Consider the following 26678-nt stretch of genomic DNA (forward strand, 5'->3'; position numbering starts at 1 on the left):
GTATGGGTGAATGGCGTGGCCGCCGCGTGCTGGTGACGGGGCATACCGGGTTCAAGGGCAGCTGGCTCAGCATGTGGCTGCATGCGCTGGGCGCGAAGGTGACGGGTTTCGCGCTGCCGCCGCCAACGCAGCCGAGCCTGTTCGATGCGGCGCGGCTCGGCGAGTTGATCGACCATGTCGAAGGCGATGTGCGCGATGCTGCGGCAATGCGCGCGGTGGTCGATCATGCGCGGCCGGAGGTGATCTTCCACCTGGCAGCCCAGCCGCTGGTCCGCCTGTCCTATGACGAGCCCGTCGAAACCTATGCGACCAACGTCATGGGCACGGTCCATCTGCTCGAAGCCGCGCGGACGGTGCCGGGCGTCGCGGCGGTGGTCTGCGTCACCAGCGACAAATGCTACGAGAACCGGGAGTGGATCTGGCCCTATCGCGAGAATGATCCGATGGGCGGGCACGATCCTTATAGCAGCTCCAAGGGGTGTGCCGAACTTGTCGTCGCGGCTTATCGCCGATCCTTCTTCCATCAGTCGGGCCCTGCGGTCGCTTCGGTGCGCGCCGGCAATGTCATCGGCGGCGGCGACTGGGCGGCAGATCGCCTGCTGCCCGATCTTGTTCGCGCGTTCGAAGCGAGCGTTGCGCCGCTGATTCGCTCGCCCGATGCGGTCAGGCCCTGGCAGCATGTGCTGGAGGCGCTGGGCGGCTATCTGCTGATCGCCGATCGGCTGCTGGCGGGAGAGGCGCAGTTCGCCGATGCCTGGAATTTCGGGCCCGCCGACGACGATGCCCGGCCAGTGTCTTGGATCGTCGAGAGGATGCGCGCCGCCTGGGGTGATGGCGCCTTCGATCCCCAGGCCGATACGGGGTCGCGCCCGCATGAGGCCGGCCTGCTGCGGCTCGATTGCTCCAAGGCGCGCACGGCGCTGGGCTGGCGCCCCGCGCTGACGCTCGATCAAGCGCTCGACTGGATCGTTGCATGGCACAAAGCGACCGGCGTGGGAGACGATGCCCGGGCAGTCACACTCTCGCAGATCGCGGATTATGCTGCGGTCTCCAGGCTTTTCGAAACGCGTGCGGCCGCTGCCTGAACAGGTGCGGTCGCGATGGTGATGATGTTGCCGAGGCGCAGCCCGATCGCGCGCCGCGGCAATGGCAGGCGGTCGAGCTTGAGCCCGACCATCCACGCTGCCTGGCGGACAAGGAAGTCCAGGGGGAAATGGTTGACGCTGCGTTCGACGGCGATGTCGGCATAGCCGGCGCGCGTCAGCAATCCCTTCATCACCTGCGGATTGTAGAGTTCGGGATGCTGGAGGCAGAAGGGCGGCCAACGCACCCCCATCAGCGTCCGCAACAACGACCGTTCGTTGTGCGTGACGATCATCAATGTGCCGCCCGGGCGTAATTTCGAGCGAAGCTGTGCGAGCATCGCCAGCGGATCGAGCAGGTGGTCGAGGACATGCACCATCACCGCCAGTCCGATCGAAGCGTCGGGCACCGCAGACAGGTCGTCCATATCGGTGAGTAACGTGGTCGGTCGGCCGGCGGTCGCGGCGCGTAGGGCATCATGTGTCGCACGATTGGGCTCGAACAGCCAGAAATGGCCGAATTCGCCGGTTTGAGCCGCCTCGGCGGCGATATGACCAATGTCGGGCCCGATCTCGAGATAGCCGCCGCGAAGCCTGCCGCGCCTGGCGGCGAGATCGAAATAGCCGCGCTGGGTGGCGGCTATGGCATCGCTGGAGACGACCTCCATATTGGGTGCCATTTGCGAATAGAGGTCGGAGAGCTGCGTGCCGTCGAAAAAGACCGGTGCGTAAAGCAGGCCGCAACCGGTGCAGCGATGATAGGAGAAGAACAGCTTCTTCTTGAACAGGCCGGACCAGAAGGGGCGCAGCGCGTCGAGCGTCATCGCCTCGGCACGCTCGGTGCTGGACACTTCCTCATGTGCGGTGGTGGCGCCACAGATCGGGCACGCGCGGCGCGGGAAGTCGGTTCGAGTCATGTGCGGTCGCCTGTCGGTCTGAAGGTAACGCGGCTGTGCCAGAAATAGCTGCCCACGATCAGGATGGCGTTGAAGCCGAGTTGTGCGATGACGGGAGGCAGCCCAGCGGCCTCAACGAGCAAGGGCAGAGCGAGCCAGTTCGCGGCATAGTTGATGAGATAGAAGCTCGAAAAAGTACCGAATTCGCGCGCGACATTGCCGTTCGTGCGGAAGACGCCGAGCTTGTAGGTGGCAAAGGCGAAGCACAGGCTCACCGCCTGGGCGATGGCGAGCGCGATCATATAATGGGTGCGCAGCGCCGGCACGCTCCACAGCAGCAGCGGATAGATGGCGAGGCCGAACGCGGTGTTCATCGCGCCCGCGATCAGAAAGCGCAGCGGGCGCTTTCCGCCGCGAATGAGCGTGTCGCGCAGCGTCATGCTTCGTCCAGCAGGTCGATCAGCATGTTTTCGCGAAGCACGTCGCGCGGCAGGAATGGGGAAAGATCCTCGAGCGCGGGTGAGGTGATCCGTCCGTCGGGATGCTGCTTCGCGCCGAGCTTCGGGGCAAAGGCGACATGCTCGTCGACCACGATCTCGCACACCACCGGCCCGTCGGTCGCCAGTGCGGCGGCAATGGCGCCGGGCAGTTCGACTTGGGTTTCCGCGCGATGATAGGCGAAGCCGAAGGCGCGTGCGACCTTGCCGAAATCGGGGAAGGTCACGTTGCTCTTGGGGCCGCCGCCAACCTCGACGCCGTTGAAGAAATTGCGATGCGTCTGGAAGATCGAGACATAGCCGTTATTGTTGAGCAGGAAGACCTTCACCGGCAGGTCGTAGCCCGCGATCGTCTGCATCTCCTGCAGGTTCATCATGATGCTGCCGTCGCCCGCGATACAAATGACGCGCTGCTGGTTGCCCGTCGCCGCGCACACGCCGATCGCGGCAGGCAGGTCGTAGCCCATCGTCGCGCAGCCGGAGTTGGTCCATAGCCGCTGGCCGCGCTTGATCTCCGCCACCTGGAAGCTGACGACGCAGGCGCTGCCATTGCCGGTGACGATGATGTCGTCCTCGTCCAGCGCGCCGAACAACGCGTCCATCGCGACATAGGGATGCAGCGCGGGGCCATGGCTGCGATATTCGGGAAGCACGGTCGGAAAGCGCCGCACGCGTTCGCGCGCCCAGCCCAGCCATTCGGTTTGTGCTGGTGTCGGGCCGCCATGATCGGCGGCCAGCAGCGCCGGGATCAGGTCGGCGAGATCGGCGACGACCGGCATGTCGGGGGAGACATTGGGTTTTTGAAGTTCGAGCGGATCGATATCGACCCAGATCTTGTACGCTTCGCGCGCGAAGCTTGACCAGTTGTAGCTCACCTGGCGGATGTTGAGCCGACTGCCCAGGATCAACAGCACGTCCGCGCTCTGCGTCACCATGTTGCCGCCGCGGTCGCCCACCGTACCTGGGCGACCGGCATAGAGCGGGTGATCGTTCCACAACGTGTCGTGCGCATTCCAGCCGGTGACGACGGGTACGCCCAGTCTCTCGATCAGCCGCAGGAAATCGGCATGGGCGCCGCTCAGCCGGACGCCCGCACCCGCGAACACCACCGGCCGTTCGGCCCGGCGCAGTTTCTCCAGGATCGCATCCGCCGTCGTGGCCAGATCGGTCTGTTTCCAGGGCTCGTCCAACTCGGCGGGGTCGAAACCGGGCAGCAGGTCGTCGGGATCGATCTTCGCTGCCTGGACGTCGAGCGGAATGTCCAGCCAGCATGGGCCCGGCCGGCCGCTTGTCGCCAGATACAGCGCCTTCTCCAGATGGTAGCGGATCGAGCGCGGATCGGTGACCATGGTGGCGTATTTGGTGATCGGGCGCACCAGTTCCTCGATGTCGAGTTCCTGGTCGCCATATTGGCGCAGGGGCAGGCCGGTCGAGCGCACCGTGGTTTCGATCTTCACCTGGCCCGAAATCACCAGCATCCCGATCGAATCGACATAGGCGCCGTAGACGCCGGTGATCGCGTTGGTACCGCCCGGGCCCGAGGTGACGTTGACCACCGGCAGGCGATTGGTCAGCCGGTAATAGGCCTCCGCCGCCATCGCCAGCGCCTGTTCGTGATGGGTGAAGATCGTCTCGAGCTCAGCATGGGTACCGAGCGAATGGTTGAGGTGCATCGCGCCGCCACCGGTCAGCATGAAGACATGGCGCACGCCATGTTCGGCCAGCCGGTCCGCCACCCAGGCGGAAAGCTTTATCGTCTTGGTCATGATTTCCATCCGTTCCAGATCGCCGTGCGGCGGATCGCTTCGTCGAGGTCGATTGTGGGCGCGACGCCGAGTTCGCGGCGGATCAGCGCGGTCGAGGGCACATAGCGGCCGGCATTCCAGCCCGGATCGGGCTTGCCGAGGATCTCGACGCCGCCGCCGCCGAGCAGCGTGTCGATGCGCCGTGCCAGGTCCGCGATCGAGATCGCGTCTTCCGATCCCATATTATAAGCGGCGCCGGGCTCTCCCGCGATCAGCAGCGTCCAGAGCCAGGCGGTCAGATCCGCGGCATAGAGATAGGATCGCACCGCTTCGCCGCTGCCTTCGATCACCAGCTTGCGCCCGGCCAGCGCGTCGCGGATGAAATTGCCCGCGGCGAAATGGATATCGAGTGACAGCAATGGGCCGAGCAACGCGAAGATGCGGGCATTGACCACATCCAGGCCGAACTGCTTGCCGTAGATGGCGCAGAGCATTTCCGCGGCGCGCTTGCCCTCGCCATAGGCGAATCGCGGGTCGCGGGGATCGGGGCCGCCCATCCAGTCCTCGCCGACATGGGTGAGCTTCCAGGGCTGGATGCCGTAGACCGCGCCCGAACTCAGGAAGAGCAGGCGGGCTTTGTTTTCCACGGCCAGATCGAGCGCGCGCCGGGTGCCCGCGACGATCGTGTCGAACATGCGACGTGGATCGTCTCTGTTGAGCGCGGCACTGGCGTCGGTTGCTGCATGGATGACATGGGTGAAGGTGCCGCCGGTGCGAGGGTGGTCGAGAATGTCGCCGGGCAGCATGCGGCAAAAGGCGGCAAGGTGCGGCGCCCTGGCTGCAAAGGCGGCGGGGTCGCGGCTAAGGAGGGTGATGTCGATGCCGAGGCCAAGGCGCCGGTCGGCGTCGCGGAGTGCTTCCAGCATCCAGCGGCCGATGAAACCGGTCCCGCCGGTCATGAAGATGCGCGCGCCCGCCAGGCGCGGCCAGAGTGGTGCGAGCGTCGTGAAGACGGCGTCGAGGTCGCGTTCGAGGATCATGCCAGGGCCGCCCGGGCAAGGCCGAGCGAGGGGCGCTCCGACCGGTGCGCGCGGATCACGCGGGCGAGGCTGTCGAGCGCGAGCGCCCAGAGCAGCAGCACGACCAGCCCCGGCCGGATGAAATGACCCATTGCGAGGCCGAAGCTTGCCGTCACTGGCCGTTCGCCCAGCCAGCTGTTCGCCGACACGTCGAGGATCGTCGACAGCGGCCAGTCGGCGGCGATGCACAGCAGATAGGCGCAGACGATCGCGACGATCGGGCCGGGACCGCGCCAGCGCTCCATGAAGACGAGGAACAGCAGGAAGGTCTGGGTGTAACCGCCGGGCGACTGGGTGACGAGATAGGCGGCGAGCAGCAATGTCGAGATGCGGTGCAACGGCAGCGCGCGGGGCTGGAGCCAGGCGCCGGCCAGGCAGAGCAGGGTCAGCGCCTGGCTGGCGCGGATGATGATCGGCACGATCGTCTCGATCGCCTCCACCGTGCGCGACGGGACGAAGCTGAGGATCGGGATCTGCGACATGCGCACCTGGAGCAGCGGCGCGTAGCTGGTCGAATAATGGACCTCGTTCCACACCTGTCCGCCCTGGAAGATCACCCAATCGGCGGTGTTGGACGCGAGCTCCATCGGCGTGCCGCTGCCGACGATCGCCAGCGTGACGAGATAAAGCGCGACGGTGGCGATGCCGGCGGCCTCCAGCATGCGCCAATGCCGCTTCACCGCGAGCGCGAGCACGGGCAGCAGCAGATAGGGTTTGAAATTGATCGTGACCGCCATCGACAGCCAGCGCCAGCCGCGCGAGCGCGTGATCCGGCCATAGGCGATCACGAAAAAGGCGAAGGCGACCAGGATCAGGTTGCCGCGCTCTAGCGTGAACAGCAGCGGCAGGCCGAGCGCGAAGGCGATGGTGCGGAACGGGGCGGTGCGCGGATCGGTGCGGCGCAGGCTGATCCACACCAAAGCGACGTCGATCAGATAGAATGCGATGATCGTGCCGCGCGCGAACCAGTCGCAATCGCGCGCGTAGAAGGACGACTGGAGATAGCAGCCCGGCATGCTGAACAGGTCGAGAAAGACGAAGGACAGCGGCGGGTAGATGCTCCGCCACACATTATAGGCGCCCGGATGGTTCGCCCAATAAGCGGTGTTGAACCAGTCCATGAAGGTGTCGTTGGTGTCGAAGACGAAGGGCTGGGGCAGAAAGCCGTGCTCGAAGAAGAGCGTCGCGGTCCAGACCACGCTCGCCACCACCGCGATCGCCAGCACGATCTCCGGCAGCAGGGCGGTCAGCGCGATCGTGCGCCGGCGCGCTGTCACGGCCGCGCCGCCGTCACGGGCTGGACGATCGTGCGTGCGGCGGGTCGTGCGCGCGCCGGCGGAAAGTTCAGCCGTTCCTCCTCGATCACGAGCGGCACGTTGCGCGTCCGTTCGGCGAGCATGCGGACCTGCTCGCCGATCAGGCCCAGGAAGAGCAGCAGCACCGCGAACATGGCAAAGGCGGTCGTGAAGCCCAGCAACGGCCAGGCGGGGCCGCCGAGCAACGCCGCGCCGATCGTGCCAACGAGCAGCAGCAGCGCCACCGCCCCGGCATAGAGCGAGAGCAGGATCGGCATGCGCAGCAGTGACTTGGCCGAACCGGCCAGCCCGGACAGCGCGAAGGAGGTGAGCGAGGCGAGATTGTTCTTGGTCTCTCCCGCGGCGCGCGGCGGGCGATCGAACGGTACCACGGCCAGGCGGAAGCCGCTTTCGATCACCATGCCGCGGAAAAACGGCTCGGGCTCGTTCCAGGCGGCGAGCGTGTCGACCACGGCGCGGTCGAACAGGCCGAAGCCGGTCGCGCCGGGGACGATCGGATAATCGGCGAAGCGGCGCAGCAGCCTGTATCCCCAGCGGCGCGCGGTGGTAAGCACGAACGAGGCGGCTTCCGAATGGCGCTGGCCGAGCACGACCTGCGCGCCCGCACGCCATTGACGGATCATTTCGCCGATCAGAGCAGGCGGATCCTGGAAATCGGCGCACATGCCGATCACCGCCGCCCCCTCGGCCTGATAGATCGCATAGGTGGGCGACCGCATCTGGCCGTAATTGCGATTGTTGAAGATCGCACGGATGCGCGGATCCTCGGCGCACAGCGCGCGCATCAGCTCACGCGTGCGATCGGTCGACCCATTGTCGATCAGGATGATCTCGTGCGAGCGCGCGTGCAGGCTCGCCTCGGCGGTGACGGCGGCGCAGATCGCACGGACATTCTCCTCTTCATTGAAGCAGGGAATGACGATAGAGAGTTCGGGCGAAAGCTCGGGCGTGTCTGCCGCCGGCGGGGCGGCTCCGGTCATTGCCCCGCGTCCGTCGGTGGACGTCGCCGGAAAAGCGCGATGCCGGTCGACGGTGCATAGATCTCGGTAAAGAACACACCGACCAGCAACAGGATCAGCAGCGCCACGGCGGGCACGTTATAGTGGCGAGCCGCGTCGAGATGCGCCGATTCCACCACCTGCACGTCCGACGCGGTCTCGGCGGCCAGCGTCTCGACCGCGACTTCCTCCGACGAGCGCGCATAGACTTCGTACAGCGCCTGGGCGAAGCGATAGTCGCGATAACGGTCGAGATATTCGCCCGAAATCTCCGACAGTCCGGCAACGTTGGGGCCGGCGGCACCCTGGCCGGGCTGTACGGTGCGCGAGATCTGGGCGCGCAGCGATGCCACTTCGGACTGGGCCGCGAGAAGCTGCGGATTTTCCGCACCCTGAAAGCGCTGCAAGGTCTGGAGCTCGACCAGCTTGGCCTGAAGCCGCGCCTCCAGCCCGGTGCGCAGCGCCAGTGCGGAGCCGAGCTGCGCTTCGGGTTCGGCCAGGTTGTTGCGGCGGCGGAACGCGTTCAATGCCGCTTCGGCCTTGACCACGCGGTCGCCAGCTTCCTCGAAGCGTTCGAGCACGATCTGGCGCTTGCGGGCGATCCGGTCGCGGCCCAGCGCGATGATCCGGTCGCTGAGCGCACCGACATAGGCCTTGGTCAGCGCCTGTGAGCGTTCCGCATCATGCGTCCGCGTCTCGATCTCGATGATCCCGCCGGTCAGCGAATGGATATCGACCTTGCGCGCCAGCGCGACGCGTGCGTCCGCCGTCGTCGCATAATCGGCGGACGGGCCGACGAGCTTGAGCCGGCGGATGACGTCGTCGGTCACTTCCGCGCTGCGGCCGACGGCCAGATAGAAGTCGATGGGCTGCTTGGCGCCGCCGAACAGCGAAGCGAAGCTTTGCAACTGCCCGCCGACCGCGTTGAGCATCGAGCCGAGCCCGACGCTGTTATTGTCCTGCGGCGTCACCTTGGCGCGCGCGACATAGGGCTGCGGGAGAACGCACAGCAGCGCGAGCAGCAGTGCGAGCACGGCATAGCCGATGCGGCGGCGGCGGTCGTCGGCGACCAGGTCGGTCGCCGACTGCCAGAGCTGAAGGGGCCGGCTCATTCGGCGAGCGTCTTGATCGTGGCGGCGCCGGCGAGGCCGCCGAACAGGCTGCCGGTGATGTCGCGCACGCGCGCCCAGAATTCGCCGCGATCTGCGTCGATCGGCACGAACACCAGATCGCCGGGCAGTGCGCGTTCGCTCAGCGCGCGCCGGCCATGCGGGGCAAGCACGGTGCCGTTGGCGCGGACGATGAAGATCTCGCTCTTGTCGCCCAGTTTCTGCACGCCGCCCGCCGAGCGGACGAAGTCGCCGATCGTGGCGCCCTCGCGATAGGCGAAGGAGGCGGGGCTCGGCACCGCGCCGAACACGCCCACCGTCACCGGCCGCGACGGCACATAGATGGAATCATTATTCTCGAGCACGAGATCCTCGGGCAGGGCGGCGGCGGTCACCGGCAGGTCGAAGACCAGCCGCCCGTCGGGCTCGCGTTCGCGGAGCTGGTCGACGACCGATCGGACCAGTGCCAGATTGGCGGGATTGCTGAGTTGCGCGCGATTGACCGAGGTGACGGGCTGCGCGGTCAGCAGCAGTTCGAGATCGCGGATCGCGCGATCGAAGCTGACGCGTTGCTGTTGCTTGACGCTCTCGCGCGTGATCACGCTGGCATAGGGAAAGGCGTCGCGCGTCAGCCCGCCGGCCTGGCCGACGACATCGGCCAGCCTGGTGCCGGGCGCGAAATAATAACGGCCGGGCTTCGCCACTTCGCCGCTGATCGTGACGAGCACCGATTGCTGCTGCAGCGGGCGGGCGATGCCGACATTCGAAAGCACGCGGACGATGTCGCCGCGGCTGGCCCGGCGCGTTCCCGCTTCCTCCGCCGAAAGCTGCTGCCAGCCGGCATCGCGCTGACCGAGCGAATCCAGCACCATCAGGCGGCTGCCATCGGCGACGGTGTTGATGCCGCCGGCATAGAGCACGGCGTCGTTCACCGTCTCGCCGGGGCCGACCTCGAAGATCGCCTCGCGATTGACACTACCGATCACCGCGACCTGAGCGCCGGCGGGCGCGACATAGATGACGTCGCCATTCTGGAGCGCGGCGTCGCCGCTCTTGTCACCCTTGAGCAGCAGATCGTACAGATCGAAGTCCGAGACGAGCCTGCCGCCCCGGCGCAGCTGGATCGAGCGGAAGCTGCCGCCGGCGGACGGCCCGCCCGCGGCAAGCACGGCATTGACCAAGGTGGACAGGCTGCTGACCGTGTAGGATCCGGGCGTCGCGGCGAAGCCGGTGACATAGACGGTGATGCCGCGCAGCCGGCCGACGGTCACTTCGAGGTCGAAGCCGCGATACTGGCGCGAGACCTGGCGGGAGATCACGCCCTGGACGTCGCCGTAGCGCACGCCGCCGACATTGATCGCGCCGACGCGCGGCACGAAGATCCGCCCCTCGCTGTCGATGACGAGCCGCAGGTTCGATGCCTGGACCGATCCGGTCAACCCCAGGACCAGCTCATCGCCGGGATTGAGACGGTAATCGGCGGGAAGGGTGGTGGTCGGCGGCGCGGTGAAGTCGCGCGCGTTCGGCAGCAGCAGGTCCGCGCCGAAACGGCGCAGCGGCTTGCCGACGATATCCGAAACGAAAACCTCGAACTCGCTGGCGGGCGTCAGCGGGCGGGGCGGGTTCGGCGCGCGCGTCGCACCGTCCACCGGTTCACTGCCATCCTTTGGCGGGGTGGGCGACTGGCCTTCGATGATCGCGGGCTGGAAGCTCGGGGTCTGATCGGCTGGCGGCAGCGCGACCTGGCCGGCGGTCGCGCCGCGCGCGGCCGATCCGGACGCCGTGCCGCCTTGCTGCTGTGCGCCGCTTGCGACGGGGGACGCGAACTGGGCGGTGGTGCTTGCCGGCAACAACAGCGCCGCACAGGCACCGCCGATCAGCAGCCGGTGACGCAGAGGGGAAGGGAAGGAGATCATGCCGCGCGCTGTTCCAATTGATTGAGGCCGAGTTCGGCACCGAGCAGCGTGTCGGCCGCCAGCGCCCACAGGCGCCGATCGGACGCGGCGAGCAGCCCGGCCTTGCCGTCGCCGACGCGATAGGGGCTGCCGTCCCAGCGGGTCGCATGTCCGCCCGCCTCGGCGAGGAACAGCATGCCGGCGGCATGATCCCAGGGAAGGGTGCGCTGGAAAAGCGCGACGTCGTTCTGGCCGAGGCAGAGCCGGGGATAATGTTCGGCCGCGCAGCGCGGGATCGGTACCAGATCGAGCCGTCGCGCGGCGCGGGCATGGATATGGGCGCGCAGCTCCGCGCTCATGAACTGCGTCGCCAGCGCGGCCACCGGCCGCTTCCGCCCGGTCGCGCGGGCGCGGACCACCGCGCCGTCACACCGCGCGCCGCCGCCGCGGACCGCCTCGCACATCCTGCCGCTCACCGGATCGAACAGCCAGCCGGCGACGGGAATACCGTCCTCGACCAGCGCCACCATCAGTCCGAAGGGTTCGCGTCCCGCCGCGAAATTGGCGGTGCCGTCGAGCGGATCGATCAGCCAGACCTGCCCGGCGCCGATGCCGCGCAACAGGCCCGGACTTTCCGCCGCGGCCTCCTCGCCGACGATGCGGGCGCCGAGCCCCAGCGCGTCGAGGCCGTCATACAGGCGCAGCTCCGCTTCCCGGTCGGCGCGGGTGACCACCTCTCCGGGCGATTTCTCAGTGATGTCGTCGGATGCGAGCATCCGGAAATAGGGCATGATGGTGGTTGCGGCGACGTGGCGCAGGAGCGCAGGCACGCGATCGCGCAGGACGGGAGATGGCAAGGGCGGGCTCACGACAGGGGTTCGGATCGGCGAAAGGGGGCGGAGCCAGGCCGCCCCCGGCCATGGATCGGTCAGGCCGCCACGCTGGCGAGCGGCGCCCGGCCGGCCGAACGCTCGCGCATCATGCGGATGCGGGCGCCATCCTCCTCGGCGATCTCGCGGTAATAATCGCGCTTGTTCTCCAGCCAATCGAGTTCGAACGCGATCGCGCCGGCGACCGCCTCGTTGAAGCCGTCGCTCTCGGCGACGGCGCCGTCGAAGACGATCTTGCGCGTTTCGAACCGGTCGAGCCGCACGCGCCGGATCTCGCGCAGCGCCGGCAGCGCCTCGGGCGCGACCGAACCGCCGACCACCAGTTCGAGATCGGCGTCGGCGCAGGCGCGCGCGACCTTCAGCACGGCGTCGGTGATCTGGCGATCGTTGATCGCCTTGCGCTGCAATCCGCGCGACAGCGTGAAATCGACGCGGCCGAAGACGATGCCGTCCACTCCGGCGCGGGCGACGGGCAGGATCTCGTCCAGGTTGCGCAGCGTCGCTTCGGTTTCCAGGTTGAACAGGAACTGGGTGGTATGGCCGGTATCGCCATGCGTCTTCGTCTTGGCCTCGACGAATTTGGTGAGCGCATAGGCGGTCTCGACCATCGGCGCGATGATATAGTCGACCCCGTAGAGCTTGGATGCATGCAGGTCCGAAATTGCTTCGCAGCCGCCGATCTTGAGCGCGACCTTCAGATCGGCGCGATGGGCGAGTTCGAGCAGGCGGAGGAACTCGTCGGGGCGGGTGCCTTCCGCTTCGAACTCGGCCTTCACCGCGACCATGCCATGGCGGTCGCGGCCCTTTTTGAGCATGTCGAGCATACGGCGTTCGGTGGGGGTCAAGGCGGTTCTCCCTGAAGTACTCGGTTACAATCGAACGTAAGACGGAGCCCCTTCGCCGATCCCGCAATCGATCGTTCACTTTTCGGTGATATGCTCGTGGGATGCCGCTTTTTCGGGACGGACGCTTCCGTGACGGCTGCCGAAGCGCTAAGAACCTGCCCCCATGCTCAAGCTCAATGCGCCAATGCATGTGTTTCGTCTGGCCTCGATCGTGGCGATCACGCTCACCGCCGCGACGTCGTCCATCGCCAGCGAACCGCAGAAATCCGGGGGTCATGCGGAGTCCGTCCTGCCGTCCGGCGACGGTTCGGCATTCCGGCAGCGGATGATGGACTGGTCCGCCGACGCACCGGAAGCGACGCCGGAGTCGCGGCCTGCGCCTCAGCGCTCGCGCCCGATCGACCTGCCGCATCTGTCGTCGCGCTTCGGCCCGCGCAGCGATCCGCTGCGCGGCGGCCATGCCCGGCATGCGGGCGTCGATATTCCGGCGCCGCTGGGCACGCCGGTGCTGGCGTCGGCCGATGGCGAGGTCCGCTATGCCGGCAGTGCCGGCGGCTATGGCAATATGATCGAGATCGCGCATTTGGGCGGTATCCGCACGCGTTACGCGCATCTTTCCCGGATCCTGGTGGGCGAGCGCGCGATGGTGCGGCAGGGGCAGGTGATCGCGCTGATGGGATCGACGGGACGATCGACCGGCAGCCATCTGCATTTCGAGATGCGGGAAAATGGCACCGCGATCGACCCGCTGCCGCATCTGGGCGATGACGCGCCGCAGCGCCCGATGATGCGGACCGTGCCGGCGAAGCCCTTCGTATCGGCGTTTGCGCGTGCGCGTCAGGTCAATGCGCAGCCAGAGGCGGTCGCAAAGGGCGTTCGTCCTTAGGGGTGGAATTGAGCCAGATTATGAGGCTCATCTGTCGCCTGAGCCCGCTGGTTCAACTCATCTCATGTCGTTCCCGCGTTCTCGGGAACGCCGATATTGTATCTTGCCGGAGGTAGCCGTCTGACCCTCCTTGGCAAACGGAGAATGGCAGCTTTGCGCCTCATTATAGCCGTTCGCCGACCAGATTGTTGATCCCGGAAGCTGCCGTTCTTTCGGAATGCCGGCAGGCACAGCGAAAGTCCGAGCTTGGGACATGATTTGCTACCGGCTCGATACCGACCTGCTCCGCCTCGACAAGGCCCATTATGCCGACCGCAACTCGCGGCGCATGGTCACCGGCGTCAAAATCAATGCCGGCCTCAATGTCGATCGCCGCTACATCCGCGCGCTCCTCCACTCGATCGAGACGCTGGGCCTGGCCGACGCACAGCCCAAGTTCACCGGCCTCGGAGGCAAGGGCGCGCTTGCCGCGCATCTGCGCGGCAAAATCGCCTCTGTAAGCCATCTCAAGGGTGCGACTGATCTCGTCGTGCGTGCGTTCGTGCTGCGCTACAACAAGAGCTTCGGCGGCACGCCGATCACGCTCGTCCCGACGGCGGAGGAGCGGCGCGACCGCTCAGTCTGGGTGGTCGATCACATCGACCAATATGGTAGCGCCTCCTTTCTCAAGGGCGTCGGCCTGGTGACTGTGGCCCATTGCGTGAACGGCCTGAGCGAGGTCGAGATCCTCCACCCATCCAAGCACACGACGACCTTTTCGGCGAAGGTACTCAAGCGTCACGACCATCGCGACCTGGCGATACTCGACACTAGCACCATCCCCGCGACCGAATATTTCGAGCTCGACGTCGCGACTACGCCGCTGCTAGTCGGCGATCCCGTCACCGCTGTCGGCTATCCCCATTGGGGCCGGGCGACCGGCTCAACCATCGCCCCGGTTTCGTCAGCCTGATCACTCCGCAGTCCGGCGTCCGCAAAATCGAAGTGAGCCAGATGCTGACTAAAGGCATGTCGGGCGGACCGATTCTCGATGCTAATGCTCGCGTAGTCGGGATAATTCACAAAAGGGGGCCCCGGCGAGGGACGTCAGCTAGCCATCCATCTGAGCATGCTACAGGAGTGGCTCAAGCAATGAAATCCGTCGCGCCTTTCGCACCTCGGCAATTAGGTCCGGCCTCGTCGCCGCACTACGATCGGCTTTGAGGCGGCTGCCGCTAGTCTATTTCCCGCCGCGCGGACGCCGACTTTTGTTGGGAGCAGTCGTTCAGTGAATATTTCGGTATGGCCGGGTCTGGTCGACACCGGCCGGTCCACCCGGACCGGCTGAACGACGGCTAGGCGTTGATAGCGGCAACGACGATGCCCTGACGGGATCGCGCCCCAGCATCCACAAGCAGGCAGAAGATCGTCATCGAGATCAACGCGCTTGCTGCGATCATATCCGGGGATGCCGAAGCGCTTGTCCGTGACCATTCGCTTCCTAGGTTCATGGCGAGCAACATGATCGCGAAATAAGCAGTGGCTATGGTCATTCGGCCTAGAAAGGACAGGATCGTCCAACCGAGGCAATCCTGGGTGAGCGCCCATATGCAGGCCCCGACCGCCATGCAAATCGTCGATCCCGGGAGCATGACGAAATGCTGCACCAGCGACGGTAGCTGCGGACCGGCCGCGCCGCTGCAAATTTTGCCGAAGGCGAGGAAGGCCGCGCTACCGTCTATCCACAACCCTATCATCGGCAGGATCAGGGCGAGAACTCGCTTCGCTACGGTCGGCAGACAAAAGCGGGGGGTAGCGACCGCGTCCGGCATGGTGGACAACCTCCGCGCGCGATGGCCCGGCGATATATCCCGGGCAGTGTCGCCGATCATCGCGATGCAACAGGGGGGATGCTGGTGCATGCTCGAAGTCCAGAGCCGTCGCCGCCGTGTCGGCGATCGATCAATCGCTGATCGCGGCATCGATCCGCGCGGCAATCATGGCGGCATCGAGGGCATCGACGAAATGTGCGGCGAGCGATCCGTCGGGTGCCATGAGATAAGTGATCGCGGAATGCGGCATGTCATAGTCGCCCTGCTCTACGGCCCGTCGCTTGGCAAAGACGCGATAGGCTGCTTTCATGCGCTCGATGGCATCGATCGAACCGGTAAGCCCCGTAAATCGAGGATAGGTGCCCAGAAAATCCCGCATCCGCTCTGGCGTATCGCGCTCGGGATCGACCGTGACATAGAGTGGTTGCAACCGAGCGGCATTGTCGCCGAGGAGATCGAGGACAATGCTGAGCTTGGCCAGGGCGCGAGGGCAGACGACCTTGCAATGGGTGAAGCCGAAGAAGATGAGAAGATAGCAGCCTCGCCAGGATCGCTCGGTCACGGCCGCTCCAAAATGGTCGACCAGCTTGAAACCGCCACCTACGGTGACCTGCGGGCGCACGACCCGCTCGTGCGGCTTTTCCCCGCTCACTGGACCGACGCCAGGACACGGAAGCTTCTCGATCGGTCGATGCGACCGTTCAGGCGGATCATGGCCGTTCCCTCGGATATCAGGGAAACCCCGTCTTCGGTGAGTGCGGCGCAAACCGCCGCGCGATCGACACCGGCTTCGAACGGTCCGATCAGGATGTCGGCTGTGGCCGATGGCGACCCGCACGGTGGAGCGAGCGTGAAATGGAGGTGATTGTCCGCGGGATCGACGAAGGCCGCGCAGACGTCGATCTCCGGATTGACCTCGCGCAGCGCCGGTTGTGCGAAGCGATCGCTGGACCACTGCTCCTCGTAGAGCGTCTTGAGGCCGCCCGGAGGGCATAGCCGCGCGAACGCCAGCAGGGCATTGCCCGTAAGCGGATCCATCATGCGATAATTGCCATCGTCGTCCAAAGGGCGATCCTCGCGCGGATAATAAAGCCCGCCATCGCGCCAGGTCGGGCGCATGACACGGTCTGCCGTCGCCAGTAGGCCATCGCGGACCGCCTCGTCGCCGATTTCGGCTGCCCAGGCGGCAAGCCACCCGAAATGAGCAAAGCTCGTAACCCCTTGGTCTGGGGCGAGGGCATCATTGAGCACGGCATCGTTCACGCGGATGGCGACTTCGGAATTGCCGCGGCGCTCGATGAACCTGTCGATGCTCCGATAATATTGCTCTTCGACAAAGTCGCCGTTCCAGCTGTGCATCAGCGTACCGCACCAGCCATCCCATACGGGAAGGCGCGGAGATATCGCGGGATCGAGCTTCCCAGGCACAGCCTCCCGCCGCCAGTCAAGCACCATGAAATTATAATGGCCGTCCTCAGTGAGGATGCCGAAATCCTGCCAAGCCTGGCGATATGCGGCGCTCACGTCGGACGCCAGGGTCGTGCCGTACAGTAAATCGTGCATCCGAAAGCCGATTATTGGTACCTGATTGCAGACTTGGAAGATCAGCCCCGGTTCGCACGCGACACCCAGAAAGCCGCTCTGGGCGCTTTGCCAGTAGATGTGATCGTTCAGTGACTTTTCGTCATAGTCGAAGCGGTAGCCTTCGCCGCCCCAGAACATCGGTTTCAGGCGGAAGCTGATAGCGCCGGGTTCCGCATATTTCGCGTCATCGAACATATAATGGTACATCAGCGTCATCGCGTGAAGATAGCCGCTGTACATGATGTTATCCTTCGCCACGGGATCAGTGGTCTGGACGGGCTGCGGCATGTCGGGAAAATCCGGGTTTCCGCCCGAGCTTGTGTTCCGCCAATAGGTCCAGACCTCCGGAGACAGCATTTTGCCGATCAGTTGATCCATGATCGGCTGGAAGACGCCCGGTGCTGCCGGCAGCCGATGGCGGTGGGCCATCGCCACGGCCATGAACATATAGCCGAGCTGATACCGATAGGCGCCGAAATCCTCCTGCATCGGGCGTGCCGCCGCCATCATCGACCAATCGTTACTGGGCAGGGAGGCCAGATTGCGGATATGCCGCAGGTGACCGCGTTGTTGCTCGTCGAGGGCGGACAATCCCGCTTCACGGCGTGGCGACGGTCGCGACGGGTCTTTTTCCGCAATGGTGCCGATGGTTGGTGAAGAGGCTTCCGAAATCGCTTGGCGATGTTCCATGATGCAATACTCTCGTTAAAATCTACTGCAAGTTACGAAGCAGGTGGATCCGCGATCCTTATTTGTCTGCATTCAAACTCGGTCTTGCTGCGAGATCATCTTGACTGATTCAGGCGAGAAGCAATGATCGCTATCTATGGCTCGGCGGCATGTGAATGTGGAACCACGCCATGACACGGGCGACATAGTCGAAGATCGTCGGCATTGAGCGGACGCCATGGCCTTCGTGGGGATAGGTGACCAAGGCGCTTTCAATTCCGACGCCTTGCAGGGCGCGGTGAAACTCGAGCGCCTGGCCAGGTGGGGTTATTTTGTCTAGCGCACCGCAGATGTTCAGGGTCGGCGTCCTCACCCGATCCACATAATGTATCGGGCTGCGCGTGAAATATTTGCCCGTCGGGTTGCTGAGCTGGTCCTTCAAGAACGTCTCCGCGAAAGTGGGGACGTTGCAGGTCAGATGCTCGCTGACCCAGTTCGTGACCGGCGCCACCGGCACCGAGGCGGCGAACCGCTGGTCCTGGGTGATCAGCCAGGCGCTGATGTAGCCGCCGTAGCTGCCGCCGGTCACGCCGATACGCTGGGGATCGATAATGCCGGCGTCCTGAAGGGCATCGAGACCGGATAGATAGTCGTGCGTGTCGCCACCGCCCATATCGCCGAAGACCAGCCGGGCAAAATCCTGTCCGCGGCCACTCGATCCGCGCGGATTGGGCTGGAACAAGGCATATCCCGCCGCCAGCGCCATCTGGGGCAAAGCGGACCGGCCGATATAGACAGGGCGATAATATGCGACGGGACCGCCATGAACCTGCATGATCACCGGATGAGGGCCGGGACCAGGTGGCGTGAGCAGCCAGCCCTGGATTTCGAGACCGTCGGGGGCCGTCCAGCAGAAGTCGCGTGCCGAACCGAGTCCATCGACGGCTGCGGCGGTCTCGGGCGTGCCAAACTGTCGGACCCGGCGTTCTTCCCCCCGCTCGAAGGCGGTCAGGGTCGGCGCCTCGAAAAAAGCTTCGCAGAGGAACAGCATGTCTTCGGGATGATTGCCGAGCGGGGAGACCTCTGGGAAATAGGTCCCGGATGGCGAGCGCTCGCGGGCACGCCAGATCTCGCGGCTCCGTTCGTTCGCCCGGTCCAGCAGCCCGATCACCGTATCAAGGCCGTTGCCTGCGACAAACAGAAGTTGTTCCTCGCCACGCCAATGCAATTGCACGATGTCGGCACCGAGGCTGGAAGGTCGCGAGATCGCGCCGCTCCCGGTGTCGATCAGTCGCAGATCGCCGGCGATGATGTTCCGGTCGCTGCAGACGGCCTCGACAACAGCGATGGTCTTTCCGGATGACGTCGCGGTGATGAGGCCGAGCTGGTCCGCGGGCTGGAAAAGCGCGCGCGCCGATCCGTCTTGGATCGCGATGAGGCGTACGTCTGCCGAATACCACCAGGTTTCTTCCGGTCGATCGGAACAGATGGCGGCGACATGATCGCAGCCGCACCACACGCCCTGCCAGATGTTGACCCCGTCAGCCGTAACCCGTCTCACGGAATTGCTGGCAAGGTCATAGACCCACAGGCTGCGCCAAGGCGTCGCTTCCGGCGCGCCTTCGACGGCGGGAGCCCAGGCCGGCCGCTCGCCGGATGCACTGTCGAGGTCGACGGCGCGCGCGCCTTGGGCACCGGCGAGTTCCGAGCCATAGGCGGCAACGCCGAGCAGCAAAGCCGTGCCATCGGGTGACCAGTCGAGATATTCGATGAAGCCCTCGATTTCGGGCGTGGGCCGATCGGTCCGGCTGTCGACATCGAGCAATCGGAGGCGGTTGATATAGGCCTGCTCGCGGTCCGACAGGAAAGCCAGCGTTCGACCATCGGGAGACCATTTCGGCATACTGTCCGATCGCGGTCCGGTGGTGACGATATCGAGGTCGCCGGTGGCGACGTCGACCAGTGCGATCCTGGTCGACGGCGCGCCCTCGAGTTTGTCGCAGACCCACGCGGCTGCGGCCGCCCTGCGTCCATCCGGGCTGGTCGCCAGTTGGCTGAGCGTACTGGTCTCGCCGGTGCTAGGGCGCAGCCATGACCGTGTGCGGGTCTCGGCTTCCTGGAATAGCGGATGGGAACGGAAATCGACTTGCATGCGGGGTTCTCCAGCGCACTCGAGGGGCGGTGCCACAGGGGTGAGTTCTTATCTCGAAAGGTGATCAGCCGACGGGCTGCCCGGCGCTCGACTCGAGTATGGGCTTCTGTGCTTCCAGCGCGGACTTGAGATGATGGTCCATATCGTGCTGCGACTGGGCCATCATCGCGGCAACTTCGACTGCGGACGTGCCCCGATCGATTTCGAGATCCCGGGTGCCGTGGCAGTCGATATGATAGTAGCTGGTCTGCCCGCCGCCGACCGCTGAATAGGTCGCGTTGACGACGGTGCCGTGCGCGTGCTCGCCAAGATAATAAGCGCACAGGCTCAGCCGCCGGGCCTCGTTGTCACGTTCGGTGACATAGGTGCGGCGTTCATCGGGATCGTCGGCTCCCTCCCGCCACATTCGATATCCGCCCAAATAGGCGGCGGGGTCGTCGTCGAGCGGCGCCACGCAATAGCCTTGCGCCTCGAACCTTTTGCCGTGGCCGAGGCCGATGACGATATCCTCCCATATCGCTGCCACCGGGCAGTCGAAGGGCACGGCAACATGATGCGTCGACGTGACCCGCACCTTCATCTTGGACATCATCCTCTCGTCCTTTGCTGAGGTCAGAGAAAGCGCTCGAACCAGTCGAGCAGCGCTTCGTTCTGGCCGACGCGAGCGCTGAGCGGGCCGTGGGAATCGCCCATGTGGTTGCAACGTGGGATCCGCACGAGCTCGGTGGTGCATCCAACGTCGATCAGGACGCGGAAAAACTGCTCCGCCTCGGCTATGGGGCAGCGATAGTCCTCCTCGCCATGCAGCAGCAGCGTCGGCGTCGTGCAGCGATGCGCGTAGGTGATTGGCGATCGCGACCGGAAGACATCGGGGATCTCGTGCGGCAAGCCACCGAGGTCAGAGGCGAAGGCCTCGCCGGCGTCGCTCAGATAGTAGAGGCTCGAATAGTTCGTCACCGAGGCCTCTGCGACCGCAGCGCGGAAGCGATGGCTGTGGCCCACGATCCAGGCTGTCGCGAAGCCGCCATGGGACGGCCCCCATACGCCGAGCCTCTCGGGGTCGGCCAAGCCGCTGGCGACGACAGCATCCGCCACGGCCATATGATCGGGGAAGCCCTTGCTGCCCCAGTCGCCCATGATCTTCCGTTGAAACGCCTCGCCATAGCCCGCCGAGCCACGGAAATTGGCGAAGACCACCCCCCAGCCGCGTGAAACGAGCATATGGAAGTCGTACCGGAAGGCGTGACCCGCCGCGAGGAAGGGGCCTCCGTGAATGAACATAATCGTGGGCAGCGGCCCTTGGGTATCCTGCCGGGCAAGGAACCAGGCATCGAACTCGAGTCCATCCGGGCTCACGACCGGCAGATGCCGGATCGTCAGCTTTGGCCAGCTGTCGAGGACCTTGTCGTTGAATGCCGTCAACCGTGCCTCGTCGCGCGACGGCAACCGGGACAAGTACAGGTCGCCGGGACGATGGGCGTCGCTAGCGAGGAAAAGAAGCGCATAGGTGGTGGCCCCGAGCAACAGGCAGGAGCGATTGCCTGAGACAAGCGGGACCAGCTGCGGTTCTCCCTTGAGTGCGATCCGCCAGATCTGGGTTTCTCCGCCGACCTGGACGGTGGCGAACGCCGTGTTCTCGTCGATCACCTCGACACCGCGGGTGAAGGAAATTTCCCAGACGGGCGTGTCTTCATGGACGCGCATGCCGATTTGGGCATCCAGGCCGGGGGTCCGGCACACATGGGCACGCGTCTCGAGATCGAATGTGTAAAGCACCGGGACCGGCACCGTGATCTTGGAACGATAGGCGCCGAAGAGCAGAAGACTCTTGCCATCGGGTAGCCAGGTCGTCGCCGCGACGAACCAACCATCTTCTAGGACCTTCGTCACTCGGCCGTCGGCGAAATCGAGGATGTGCGGCAGCGGCCCACTGCCGCCGCCGGGCTTGGCGGCACCTTCGATCGCGCCGAATAGCAGGCGATCTCCCGAAGGACTGAATTCGGGTTGCGAACAATTACCGAGCCCCGATGTCACGCAGTCGATCGTTCCGCTGGCGAGATCCAGGATATCGATCCGTTGGCTGATCCCATCGACGAAGCCGATGCCTTCGACACGATAGCCCGGCTTCGTGATGCGGTGCAGGCCGGAGGTTGGCGGCTTGATCGAAACGATCGTGGCCGCCAGTCGATCGCCTTGGGGCGACCATGCGAGCGGGGGCTGCGGCATGCCGTTGGAGACAGCGATCTCACGCAGGTCATCATTGGTGAAATCGTGGATGCAGATCCGCGGCGGCCCGTTGTCGACGCGGATATAGGCGAGCTTCGTGCCGTCGGGGGACCAGGCCGGGCCATTTGCCCGGACATCCCCGACGACGAGAGGTGTCTGCGCTTTGCTCTGCGTATCGACCAGGATGAGTTCGAAAAACTCGCCATCGGTCGCGACATCCGGGCGGGAGACTATCGTAGCAGCTTGGCATCCGTCGGGAGACAGGCGCGCGTCGCGCACGAAACGCAGCGCGAGCACATCCTGGGGCATCAACTGATCATGGTGGTTGCCAGCGCGCACAGGTTTCAGCTGGGTCATGTCGATATCCATGATCTGATCAAAAATGCGTGGTCAGCACGGCACCGAAGGTACGCGGGCGATTGACCGAGACACGGGCGGGACCACCAGCGAAGGCGAAGCTGGTCGTCGCCGACAGCTGGCCGCGTTTGTCGAAGATATTTCGAACGTAGAAGTCGAGCGACCAGCGATCGGTCGCGAGCGACGAGCGGAGGTCGAATGTGTTGAAGGCCGGGAGAGTATATTGCGGCATGCTCAGACTGGCGTCGAAGCTCGCGCTGCGCCTGCCGAGATATCGCCAGCTCGCGCCGATCGAACCCTTGAGATCGCCGCGTTCGAAGATGCGGTAGTCGGTGGCGGCGGTCAGGGACCAGCGGGGGGAATTCGGCAGGCGCTCGCCGTCGCGACCGCTGACATCGGGCGCGGGGGCGGTCAGCTTGGCATCGATCCACGCGCCAGACAGGCTGGTCGTCCAGCCAGCGGTCGGCCGGGCATTGAAAGCGAACTCGACGCCTTGGCTACGGGCGGTCGCCCCGTTCGCGAAGACGCCGATGCCGTTGACGATCGTGCCGAGCTGGATCTTCGACCAGTCGATACGGAACGCTGAAATGTCAGTGGTCAGCCATGCCGCCGGCTGCAGCTTGACGCCCAGTTCGTAGTTCCAGATCGTGTCCGGGTCGAAGGTGCTCGCACCCAGCGGCAGCCCGGTGACAGGGTCGGAGATGACGAGATTGGGACCGCCAGGCCGATAGCCGCTCGACACCCGGGCATAGATCATATTCTCGTCCGAGAAATGGTAGCGCATCGTGCCGAGATAGGTGACCACGGTGTCTTTCGCGGACGAGCCGGGATTGGACGTGCCGAGCAGGCCGCTGCCGATCTGCTCGAACGTTTGGCTGTTGCGGCTCAGCCGCAGGCCGATGGTGGCATCGAACCGGCTCGTGAAATGATAGGTCGCGTTGGCGTAGCCGGCGATCTCGCGATAGGTTGCCGGGAGGTCGAACTCGCCGATGGCGAAGGGGAGTTCGGTCCCGCCGGAGAAGCCGGCGAGCCGCTGATATTTTGAGATGTCCTCGTCGGTATAGTAGAGGCCGACGATATATTCGAGGGTGCGCCTGCCGCTCGAGGCAATCTTCACCTCTGCAGTCGTCTTGTGCAGTGATAGCCGAGAGGTGATCGAAGCGGAGTCGATGGGGAAGAAGGCGCCGAAGATCGCGGGATAAGCCTCGCTCGCATCCTGGACGATATCGTTGACCAGGCGCTGGCGGCCGACCGTAGCCTGGAGCGTCGCCGGTCCGAGATCATATTCTCCGCCCAGCGAATAGAGCTCGGCCTTCTGGTTGAAGCTGGACGCTTCCGGTTGGAAGTTCGTGAAGTCGCCATACACAGGCTTGCCGGTTACCCGATCATAATAGACTTCGCTGGAGCCATCGCGGTCAAGCCTTTGAATGAGCGCGGTGGCCTGGAGCGTCAGCCGGTCGGTCGGGGTGAAGGCAAGCGAGAAGCGACCGACCTGCTTGTCGTGCCGATCGATGCGGCGCTCGGCACGTGCCACATTGTCGACGTCTCCATCGTCATGGGCGTGGAGACCCGTGATGCGGATCGCCAGCTTGTCGGCGACGAGCGGTACATTCACGGCTCCGCGGATCGCGTAGATCTGGGCGCGGCTGCTCGTTGTACCTTCGATTTGCGCTACACCGGTCGCGCTGGAAAGATCGGGCGGTGTCAGCACATATTTGAGTAGTCCGCCGAGAGCGCTGGCGCCGTAGAGCGTCCCTTGCGGCCCTCGCAAGAGTTCGACGCGCTGGACATCGAATGTGCCGAGTTCGAGGCCGATTTGTGACAGGCCAGAATAGGCCGACCCGGAGCCGAACGGCACATCGTCGATATAGGTCGCGACCGTTGCGGCGGTATCGAAGCCGAGCGAGATGCCCCGAATGTTGATCTGGCTCTGGCCGGCGCCACCAAAATTATAGGTGGTGACCCCCGGAAATTGAGCGGTGAGGTCTTCGACCTGCTGAATTCCCCGGCTCGTCAACGTCTCACCCTTCACAACGACGAGTGACTGCGGAACGTCGCGGATCGATTCCTCGCGCTTCTGGGCCGTGACGACGATGTCTTCGACAGGCTGTTGTTCCGGCGTGTCCTGGGCGCTCGCCGGCTGAGAAAGAAGGAGCGCGGATGTTAAGGCCGACGATGCCAGCGCGGCCTTAAGTGCCCGGTTCCGGCGCTCGAACCTCGATGGTTGTTGATCGATCAACTTGATGGCCCCGCTCAATCGCATCTCAGCTCTCCCTCACCTCAAACGACTCAGCTCTTTAACTGAGCGAGCGCTCGAATTATTAAATTTGCACAATCGTTGTCAAGGTGCTTTTTGGCGCAGGCTAAAATCGCTATGAGCACTGGCAGGTTATCGGAGTGAATGATGCGAAAAGTCGATCCGGCGAATGTCGAAGAGCAGCGTGAACGGATTATTCGAGCGGCGTTGAAGTGCTTCGCTCGTAAGGGTGTCCACAGCACAACGACGGATGATATCGCTGCTGCGGCAAAGGTTAGCCCGGGCAAGCTCTATTATTATTTCAAGTCGCGCGACGGACTGATGCACGACCTCATCGTCTATGCGCACGCCGCCCGGGATGATTTTCTTCGGAATCTCTCGGATGCTCCTGACCTGCTCAAGGCGCTGATCGATATCCAGACCAATTCGGCCAAGGCGATCGCCGCACGAGGCATCCCCATGGAGGTTTATATCGAGCTTCTCGCCTATTCGACACGAAATGCCGCGGCGAGGCTGGCTTTCAAGGAGTCTGCCGATCAGGTTGCTGCCGTCGTGGCGCAAGCGGTCCATGCACATCAGGTGGACGGAAAGCTGCGCTCCGATATTGCTGCTGATGCGCTAGCCCAATTTATCAGCGCGTCAGTGATGGGCATGTCGATTGCGGAGCTGTCGCAGGGGGCCGGCTCGCAAGCCGAATTTCAGGCCACTCTGGCCCGGATGGTCTGGACTGGCGCAAATTCGTAATCCGGGAATGTTTCCGACCGCCGTTCGATGGCTCCGAACGGATTCTGTTAAGCAGATTACCGGTTGTTCGCGCACCATATGATGCGGACTGGGTTCGACGGCAGGAAAGAGGAATTATATCCCTCCTTCAACCGAGCGACTGCTCAAGGCTTCGGAAGGTCGCACCTTGTGGAGGGGGCGCGCGCTCGCCGCGGAATGGCTCCGAAACAAAATGAGCGGCGACTGACCTGCAAATCAACAGAAGCGTCCGCAACGGAAAAAATGCAGGTCGGTCGAGATTGAAACGCGCGCGTTCGCTAGGCCGTAGACTCATAAGCGCGGAGCCACAGGCGCATTGATGCAAGCTGGACCATGGCGAGGAAGTTCTCGGCCAGCTTGTCATAACGGGTGGCGACACGGCGGAAGTGCTTCAGCTTAGAGAAGAACCGTTCGATCAGGTTGCGCTCGCGATACAGCCGCTTGCTGAAGCAAGGCTTCCATTTTCGATTGGATTTCGCCGGGATGTTGGGCGTCGCGCCCTGTTCCTCGATCAACGTGCGGATGCGATCCGCATCATAGGCCTTGTCCGCAAGGACGATCATACGCGGTCCCAGATGATTGAGTAGTTCATCGGCGACCTGACCGTCATGTGTTTGGCCAGCGGTCAGGCCGAGCCGGACCGGGAGTCCTTGCGCATCAACGACCGCATGGATTTTAGTCGTGAGCCTGCCTCGGGATCGACCGAGACCAGGATCTCGATCCCCCTTTTTGCCGTCGCGGCCTGCTGGGCGCGAACGGAGGTGCTGTCGATCATCTGGATGCCACCGTCGTACGCGGCGGTAATGGCATCCATCATCCGATCCCATACCCCGGCCTTTCGCCATCGCACGAACCGGTTGTAGCAAGTTGTGCGTGGGCCATAGCGCTCCGGCAGGTCGCGCCACGGCGCACCGGATCGCAACACCCAGAAGATGCCGTTCAGCACCCGCCGATCATCGGCGCGTGGCACGCCTCGCGGCTTGTTGGGCAACAGCAGTTCGATCACGCGCCACTCGAAGTCGGTCAGATCATATCGGCTCATACCGATGCTGAATCACAAACCACCAAAACGCGAAAGAGGGGTCTCTGGAGGACTTATTACCTTCGATCGCAAGGACGCGCGCGACCACCCAGCGATCCGCTATTCCCCTCCAGAGTTGTTCACGCACCGCCGCTCGCAGCGCCCGTCTGGACCGGCTCACACTACATTCGCGTTCTGGCGACCGCAATCAAAGCCTCAACGGTTTATGAGTTCACGGCCTAATGTGCGCCTCATGCTCGCCATCCTCTAAAAGAGGCCGGTCCGAAACCGGCCATTTTGGAGTGGCGAGCCTCGACACGATTCGGGCGCCGGAACTGCTTCCTTGGACAGGCCAAAGGTAGTCGCGATCTGCCGATTACGGCTGCAGAGACGAGAGCTGGCGAGTGCGCCAAGCAGACCACTTACAAAAATGAACAGAGATATTTCAATCCTGTAAGTTTACGATCACTGTTGATCGGTCCAGATGCTTGCTGCCGACGCGGTTGCGAGCTTGGCGCTCCATCTCGCCGGACCACGCCGCCCCCGGACCGCGGGCGCGACGCATACGATCGACCGCAGCTTCGCCGCATGAGTGGGGGGG

At 64.4% G+C, this 26678-nt stretch carries 22 protein-coding genes; 4 read left to right on the forward strand and 18 right to left on the reverse strand.

Translation table 11 applies throughout. The features are described from left to right. The first annotated feature begins 2 nt into the window (after nt 1–2). The gene (gene rfbG, locus AC3WN8_RS26310; protein ID WP_492672496.1) at nt 3–1085 is read left to right on the forward strand and encodes a CDP-glucose 4,6-dehydratase; all 1083 of its coding nucleotides are present in this window, start codon (nt 3–5) and stop codon (nt 1083–1085) included. Here the strand turns inward: rfbG and AC3WN8_RS26315 are convergent. The 10 genes from AC3WN8_RS26315 to AC3WN8_RS26360 all read right to left on the reverse strand — a co-directional run bounded on the left by AC3WN8_RS26315 (nt 1037) and on the right by AC3WN8_RS26360 (nt 12352). Next, the gene (locus AC3WN8_RS26315; protein ID WP_492672475.1) at nt 1037–1999 is read right to left on the reverse strand and encodes a class I SAM-dependent methyltransferase; all 963 of its coding nucleotides are present in this window, start codon (nt 1997–1999) and stop codon (nt 1037–1039) included. The genes rfbG and AC3WN8_RS26315 overlap by 49 nt on opposite strands. Further along, complete coding sequence (locus AC3WN8_RS26320) at nt 1996–2418, reverse strand: GtrA family protein (protein ID WP_492672476.1); 423 nt, start codon at nt 2416–2418, stop codon at nt 1996–1998. The genes AC3WN8_RS26315 and AC3WN8_RS26320 overlap by 4 nt, the downstream gene beginning before the upstream one ends. Beyond that, a complete protein-coding gene (locus tag AC3WN8_RS26325) occupies nt 2415–4241 on the reverse strand; it encodes a thiamine pyrophosphate-binding protein (RefSeq protein ID WP_492672477.1) in 1827 nt (608 codons plus the stop codon). The genes AC3WN8_RS26320 and AC3WN8_RS26325 overlap by 4 nt, the downstream gene beginning before the upstream one ends. Beyond that, nucleotides 4238–5260, reverse strand: a complete 1023-nt coding sequence (locus AC3WN8_RS26330) for an NAD-dependent epimerase/dehydratase family protein (RefSeq protein WP_492672478.1) — start codon at nt 5258–5260, stop codon at nt 4238–4240. The genes AC3WN8_RS26325 and AC3WN8_RS26330 overlap by 4 nt, the downstream gene beginning before the upstream one ends. Beyond that, the gene (locus AC3WN8_RS26335; RefSeq protein WP_492672479.1) at nt 5257–6576 is read right to left on the reverse strand and encodes a hypothetical protein; all 1320 of its coding nucleotides are present in this window, start codon (nt 6574–6576) and stop codon (nt 5257–5259) included. Before AC3WN8_RS26335 ends, AC3WN8_RS26330 begins: the two co-directional genes overlap by 4 nt. After that, nucleotides 6573–7595, reverse strand: a complete 1023-nt coding sequence (locus AC3WN8_RS26340) for a glycosyltransferase family 2 protein (protein WP_492672480.1) — start codon at nt 7593–7595, stop codon at nt 6573–6575. The genes AC3WN8_RS26335 and AC3WN8_RS26340 overlap by 4 nt, the downstream gene beginning before the upstream one ends. Beyond that, entirely contained in the window at nt 7592–8725 is a 1134-nt protein-coding gene (locus AC3WN8_RS26345) for a capsule biosynthesis protein (RefSeq protein WP_492672481.1), read from the reverse strand. The genes AC3WN8_RS26340 and AC3WN8_RS26345 overlap by 4 nt, the downstream gene beginning before the upstream one ends. Then, nucleotides 8722–10638, reverse strand: coding sequence for a polysaccharide biosynthesis/export family protein (locus AC3WN8_RS26350; protein WP_492672482.1), 1917 nt, complete (start codon nt 10636–10638; stop codon nt 8722–8724). Before AC3WN8_RS26350 ends, AC3WN8_RS26345 begins: the two co-directional genes overlap by 4 nt. Further along, nucleotides 10635–11474 (reverse strand): inositol monophosphatase family protein, encoded by an 840-nt coding sequence (locus tag AC3WN8_RS26355; RefSeq protein WP_492672483.1) that lies wholly within the window; start codon nt 11472–11474, stop codon nt 10635–10637. The genes AC3WN8_RS26350 and AC3WN8_RS26355 overlap by 4 nt, the downstream gene beginning before the upstream one ends. 71 nt (nt 11475–11545) lie before the next feature. Next, nucleotides 11546–12352 (reverse strand): aldolase/citrate lyase family protein, encoded by an 807-nt coding sequence (locus tag AC3WN8_RS26360; RefSeq protein WP_492672484.1) that lies wholly within the window; start codon nt 12350–12352, stop codon nt 11546–11548. A gap of 163 nt (nt 12353–12515) precedes the next feature. Between AC3WN8_RS26360 and AC3WN8_RS26365 the strand changes: the two genes are divergently transcribed. Continuing rightward, nucleotides 12516–13238 carry a M23 family metallopeptidase gene (locus AC3WN8_RS26365; protein WP_492672485.1) on the forward strand — a complete coding sequence of 241 codons (723 nt, stop codon included), beginning with the start codon at nt 12516–12518 and terminating at the stop codon, nt 13236–13238. Nucleotides 13239–13491: 253 nt separating this feature from the next. Then, a complete protein-coding gene (locus tag AC3WN8_RS26370) occupies nt 13492–14190 on the forward strand; it encodes a S1 family peptidase (RefSeq protein ID WP_492672486.1) in 699 nt (232 codons plus the stop codon). 382 nt (nt 14191–14572) lie between these two features. Here AC3WN8_RS26370 and AC3WN8_RS26375 read toward each other — a convergent pair whose 3' ends face one another. From AC3WN8_RS26375 to AC3WN8_RS26405, 7 genes are all read right to left on the reverse strand, one after another. Then, nucleotides 14573–15139: a hypothetical protein gene (locus AC3WN8_RS26375; RefSeq protein ID WP_492672487.1), complete on the reverse strand. Its 567-nt coding sequence runs from the start codon at nt 15137–15139 to the stop codon at nt 14573–14575. Between the two features lie 40 nt (nt 15140–15179). Then, nucleotides 15180–15701, reverse strand: coding sequence for an SCO family protein (locus AC3WN8_RS26380; RefSeq protein ID WP_492672488.1), 522 nt, complete (start codon nt 15699–15701; stop codon nt 15180–15182). Continuing rightward, nucleotides 15698–17143: a linalool dehydratase/isomerase domain-containing protein gene (locus AC3WN8_RS26385; RefSeq protein ID WP_492672489.1), complete on the reverse strand. Its 1446-nt coding sequence runs from the start codon at nt 17141–17143 to the stop codon at nt 15698–15700. Before AC3WN8_RS26385 ends, AC3WN8_RS26380 begins: the two co-directional genes overlap by 4 nt. A gap of 310 nt (nt 17144–17453) precedes the next feature. Continuing rightward, entirely contained in the window at nt 17454–19127 is a 1674-nt protein-coding gene (locus tag AC3WN8_RS26390; protein WP_492672490.1) for an alpha/beta hydrolase family protein, read from the reverse strand. A 391-nt stretch (nt 19128–19518) separates the two neighbouring features. Beyond that, nucleotides 19519–20043 (reverse strand): hypothetical protein, encoded by a 525-nt coding sequence (locus AC3WN8_RS26395; protein WP_492672491.1) that lies wholly within the window; start codon nt 20041–20043, stop codon nt 19519–19521. A gap of 23 nt (nt 20044–20066) precedes the next feature. Continuing rightward, the gene (locus AC3WN8_RS26400) at nt 20067–22049 is read right to left on the reverse strand and encodes a S9 family peptidase (RefSeq protein WP_492672492.1); all 1983 of its coding nucleotides are present in this window, start codon (nt 22047–22049) and stop codon (nt 20067–20069) included. Nucleotides 22050–22056: 7 nt separating this feature from the next. Continuing rightward, the gene (locus AC3WN8_RS26405; RefSeq protein ID WP_492672493.1) at nt 22057–24300 is read right to left on the reverse strand and encodes a TonB-dependent receptor; all 2244 of its coding nucleotides are present in this window, start codon (nt 24298–24300) and stop codon (nt 22057–22059) included. Nucleotides 24301–24441: 141 nt separating this feature from the next. On the opposite strand from AC3WN8_RS26405, the gene AC3WN8_RS26410 reads away from it, so the two are divergent. After that, on the forward strand, nt 24442–25038 hold the full coding sequence (locus tag AC3WN8_RS26410; RefSeq protein ID WP_492672494.1) for a TetR/AcrR family transcriptional regulator: 597 nt from the start codon (nt 24442–24444) through the stop codon (nt 25036–25038). A gap of 296 nt (nt 25039–25334) precedes the next feature. Here the strand turns inward: AC3WN8_RS26410 and AC3WN8_RS26415 are convergent. After that, nucleotides 25335–26098 (reverse strand): IS5 family transposase gene (locus AC3WN8_RS26415; RefSeq protein WP_492672495.1). Its coding sequence is split into 2 segments (ribosomal slippage): nt 25335–25792 and nt 25792–26098, totalling 765 coding nucleotides; the frame shifts between segments, so codons are not numbered across the junction. Between the last annotated feature and the right edge of the window lie 580 nt (nt 26099–26678).

The sequence above is a fragment of the Sphingobium sp. FW305-3-2-15-F-TSA7 genome, from assembly GCF_058787155.1.

What these genes read in the sequence shown, in the direction of transcription:
- AC3WN8_RS26395 (WP_492672491.1), bottom strand. Translation starts at nt 20,043, where the DNA reads ATGTCCAAGATGAAGGTGCGGGTCACGTCGACGCATCATGTTGCCGTG.
- AC3WN8_RS26400 (WP_492672492.1), bottom strand. Translation starts at nt 22,049, where the DNA reads ATGGATATCGACATGACCCAGCTGAAACCTGTGCGCGCTGGCAACCAC.
- AC3WN8_RS26370 (WP_492672486.1), top strand. Translation starts at nt 13,492, where the DNA reads ATGATTTGCTACCGGCTCGATACCGACCTGCTCCGCCTCGACAAGGCC.
- AC3WN8_RS26325 (WP_492672477.1), bottom strand. Translation starts at nt 4,241, where the DNA reads ATGACCAAGACGATAAAGCTTTCCGCCTGGGTGGCGGACCGGCTGGCC.
- AC3WN8_RS26330 (WP_492672478.1), bottom strand. Translation starts at nt 5,260, where the DNA reads ATGATCCTCGAACGCGACCTCGACGCCGTCTTCACGACGCTCGCACCA.
- AC3WN8_RS26320 (WP_492672476.1), bottom strand. Translation starts at nt 2,418, where the DNA reads ATGACGCTGCGCGACACGCTCATTCGCGGCGGAAAGCGCCCGCTGCGC.
- AC3WN8_RS26405 (WP_492672493.1), bottom strand. Translation starts at nt 24,300, where the DNA reads ATGCGATTGAGCGGGGCCATCAAGTTGATCGATCAACAACCATCGAGG.
- AC3WN8_RS26340 (WP_492672480.1), bottom strand. Translation starts at nt 7,595, where the DNA reads ATGACCGGAGCCGCCCCGCCGGCGGCAGACACGCCCGAGCTTTCGCCC.
- AC3WN8_RS26375 (WP_492672487.1), bottom strand. Translation starts at nt 15,139, where the DNA reads ATGCACCAGCATCCCCCCTGTTGCATCGCGATGATCGGCGACACTGCC.
- AC3WN8_RS26350 (WP_492672482.1), bottom strand. Translation starts at nt 10,638, where the DNA reads ATGATCTCCTTCCCTTCCCCTCTGCGTCACCGGCTGCTGATCGGCGGT.
- AC3WN8_RS26315 (WP_492672475.1), bottom strand. Translation starts at nt 1,999, where the DNA reads ATGACTCGAACCGACTTCCCGCGCCGCGCGTGCCCGATCTGTGGCGCC.
- AC3WN8_RS26410 (WP_492672494.1), top strand. Translation starts at nt 24,442, where the DNA reads ATGCGAAAAGTCGATCCGGCGAATGTCGAAGAGCAGCGTGAACGGATT.
- AC3WN8_RS26385 (WP_492672489.1), bottom strand. Translation starts at nt 17,143, where the DNA reads ATGATGGCGGCGGCACGCCCGATGCAGGAGGATTTCGGCGCCTATCGG.
- AC3WN8_RS26345 (WP_492672481.1), bottom strand. Translation starts at nt 8,725, where the DNA reads ATGAGCCGGCCCCTTCAGCTCTGGCAGTCGGCGACCGACCTGGTCGCC.
- AC3WN8_RS26365 (WP_492672485.1), top strand. Translation starts at nt 12,516, where the DNA reads ATGCTCAAGCTCAATGCGCCAATGCATGTGTTTCGTCTGGCCTCGATC.
- rfbG (WP_492672496.1), top strand. Translation starts at nt 3, where the DNA reads ATGGGTGAATGGCGTGGCCGCCGCGTGCTGGTGACGGGGCATACCGGG.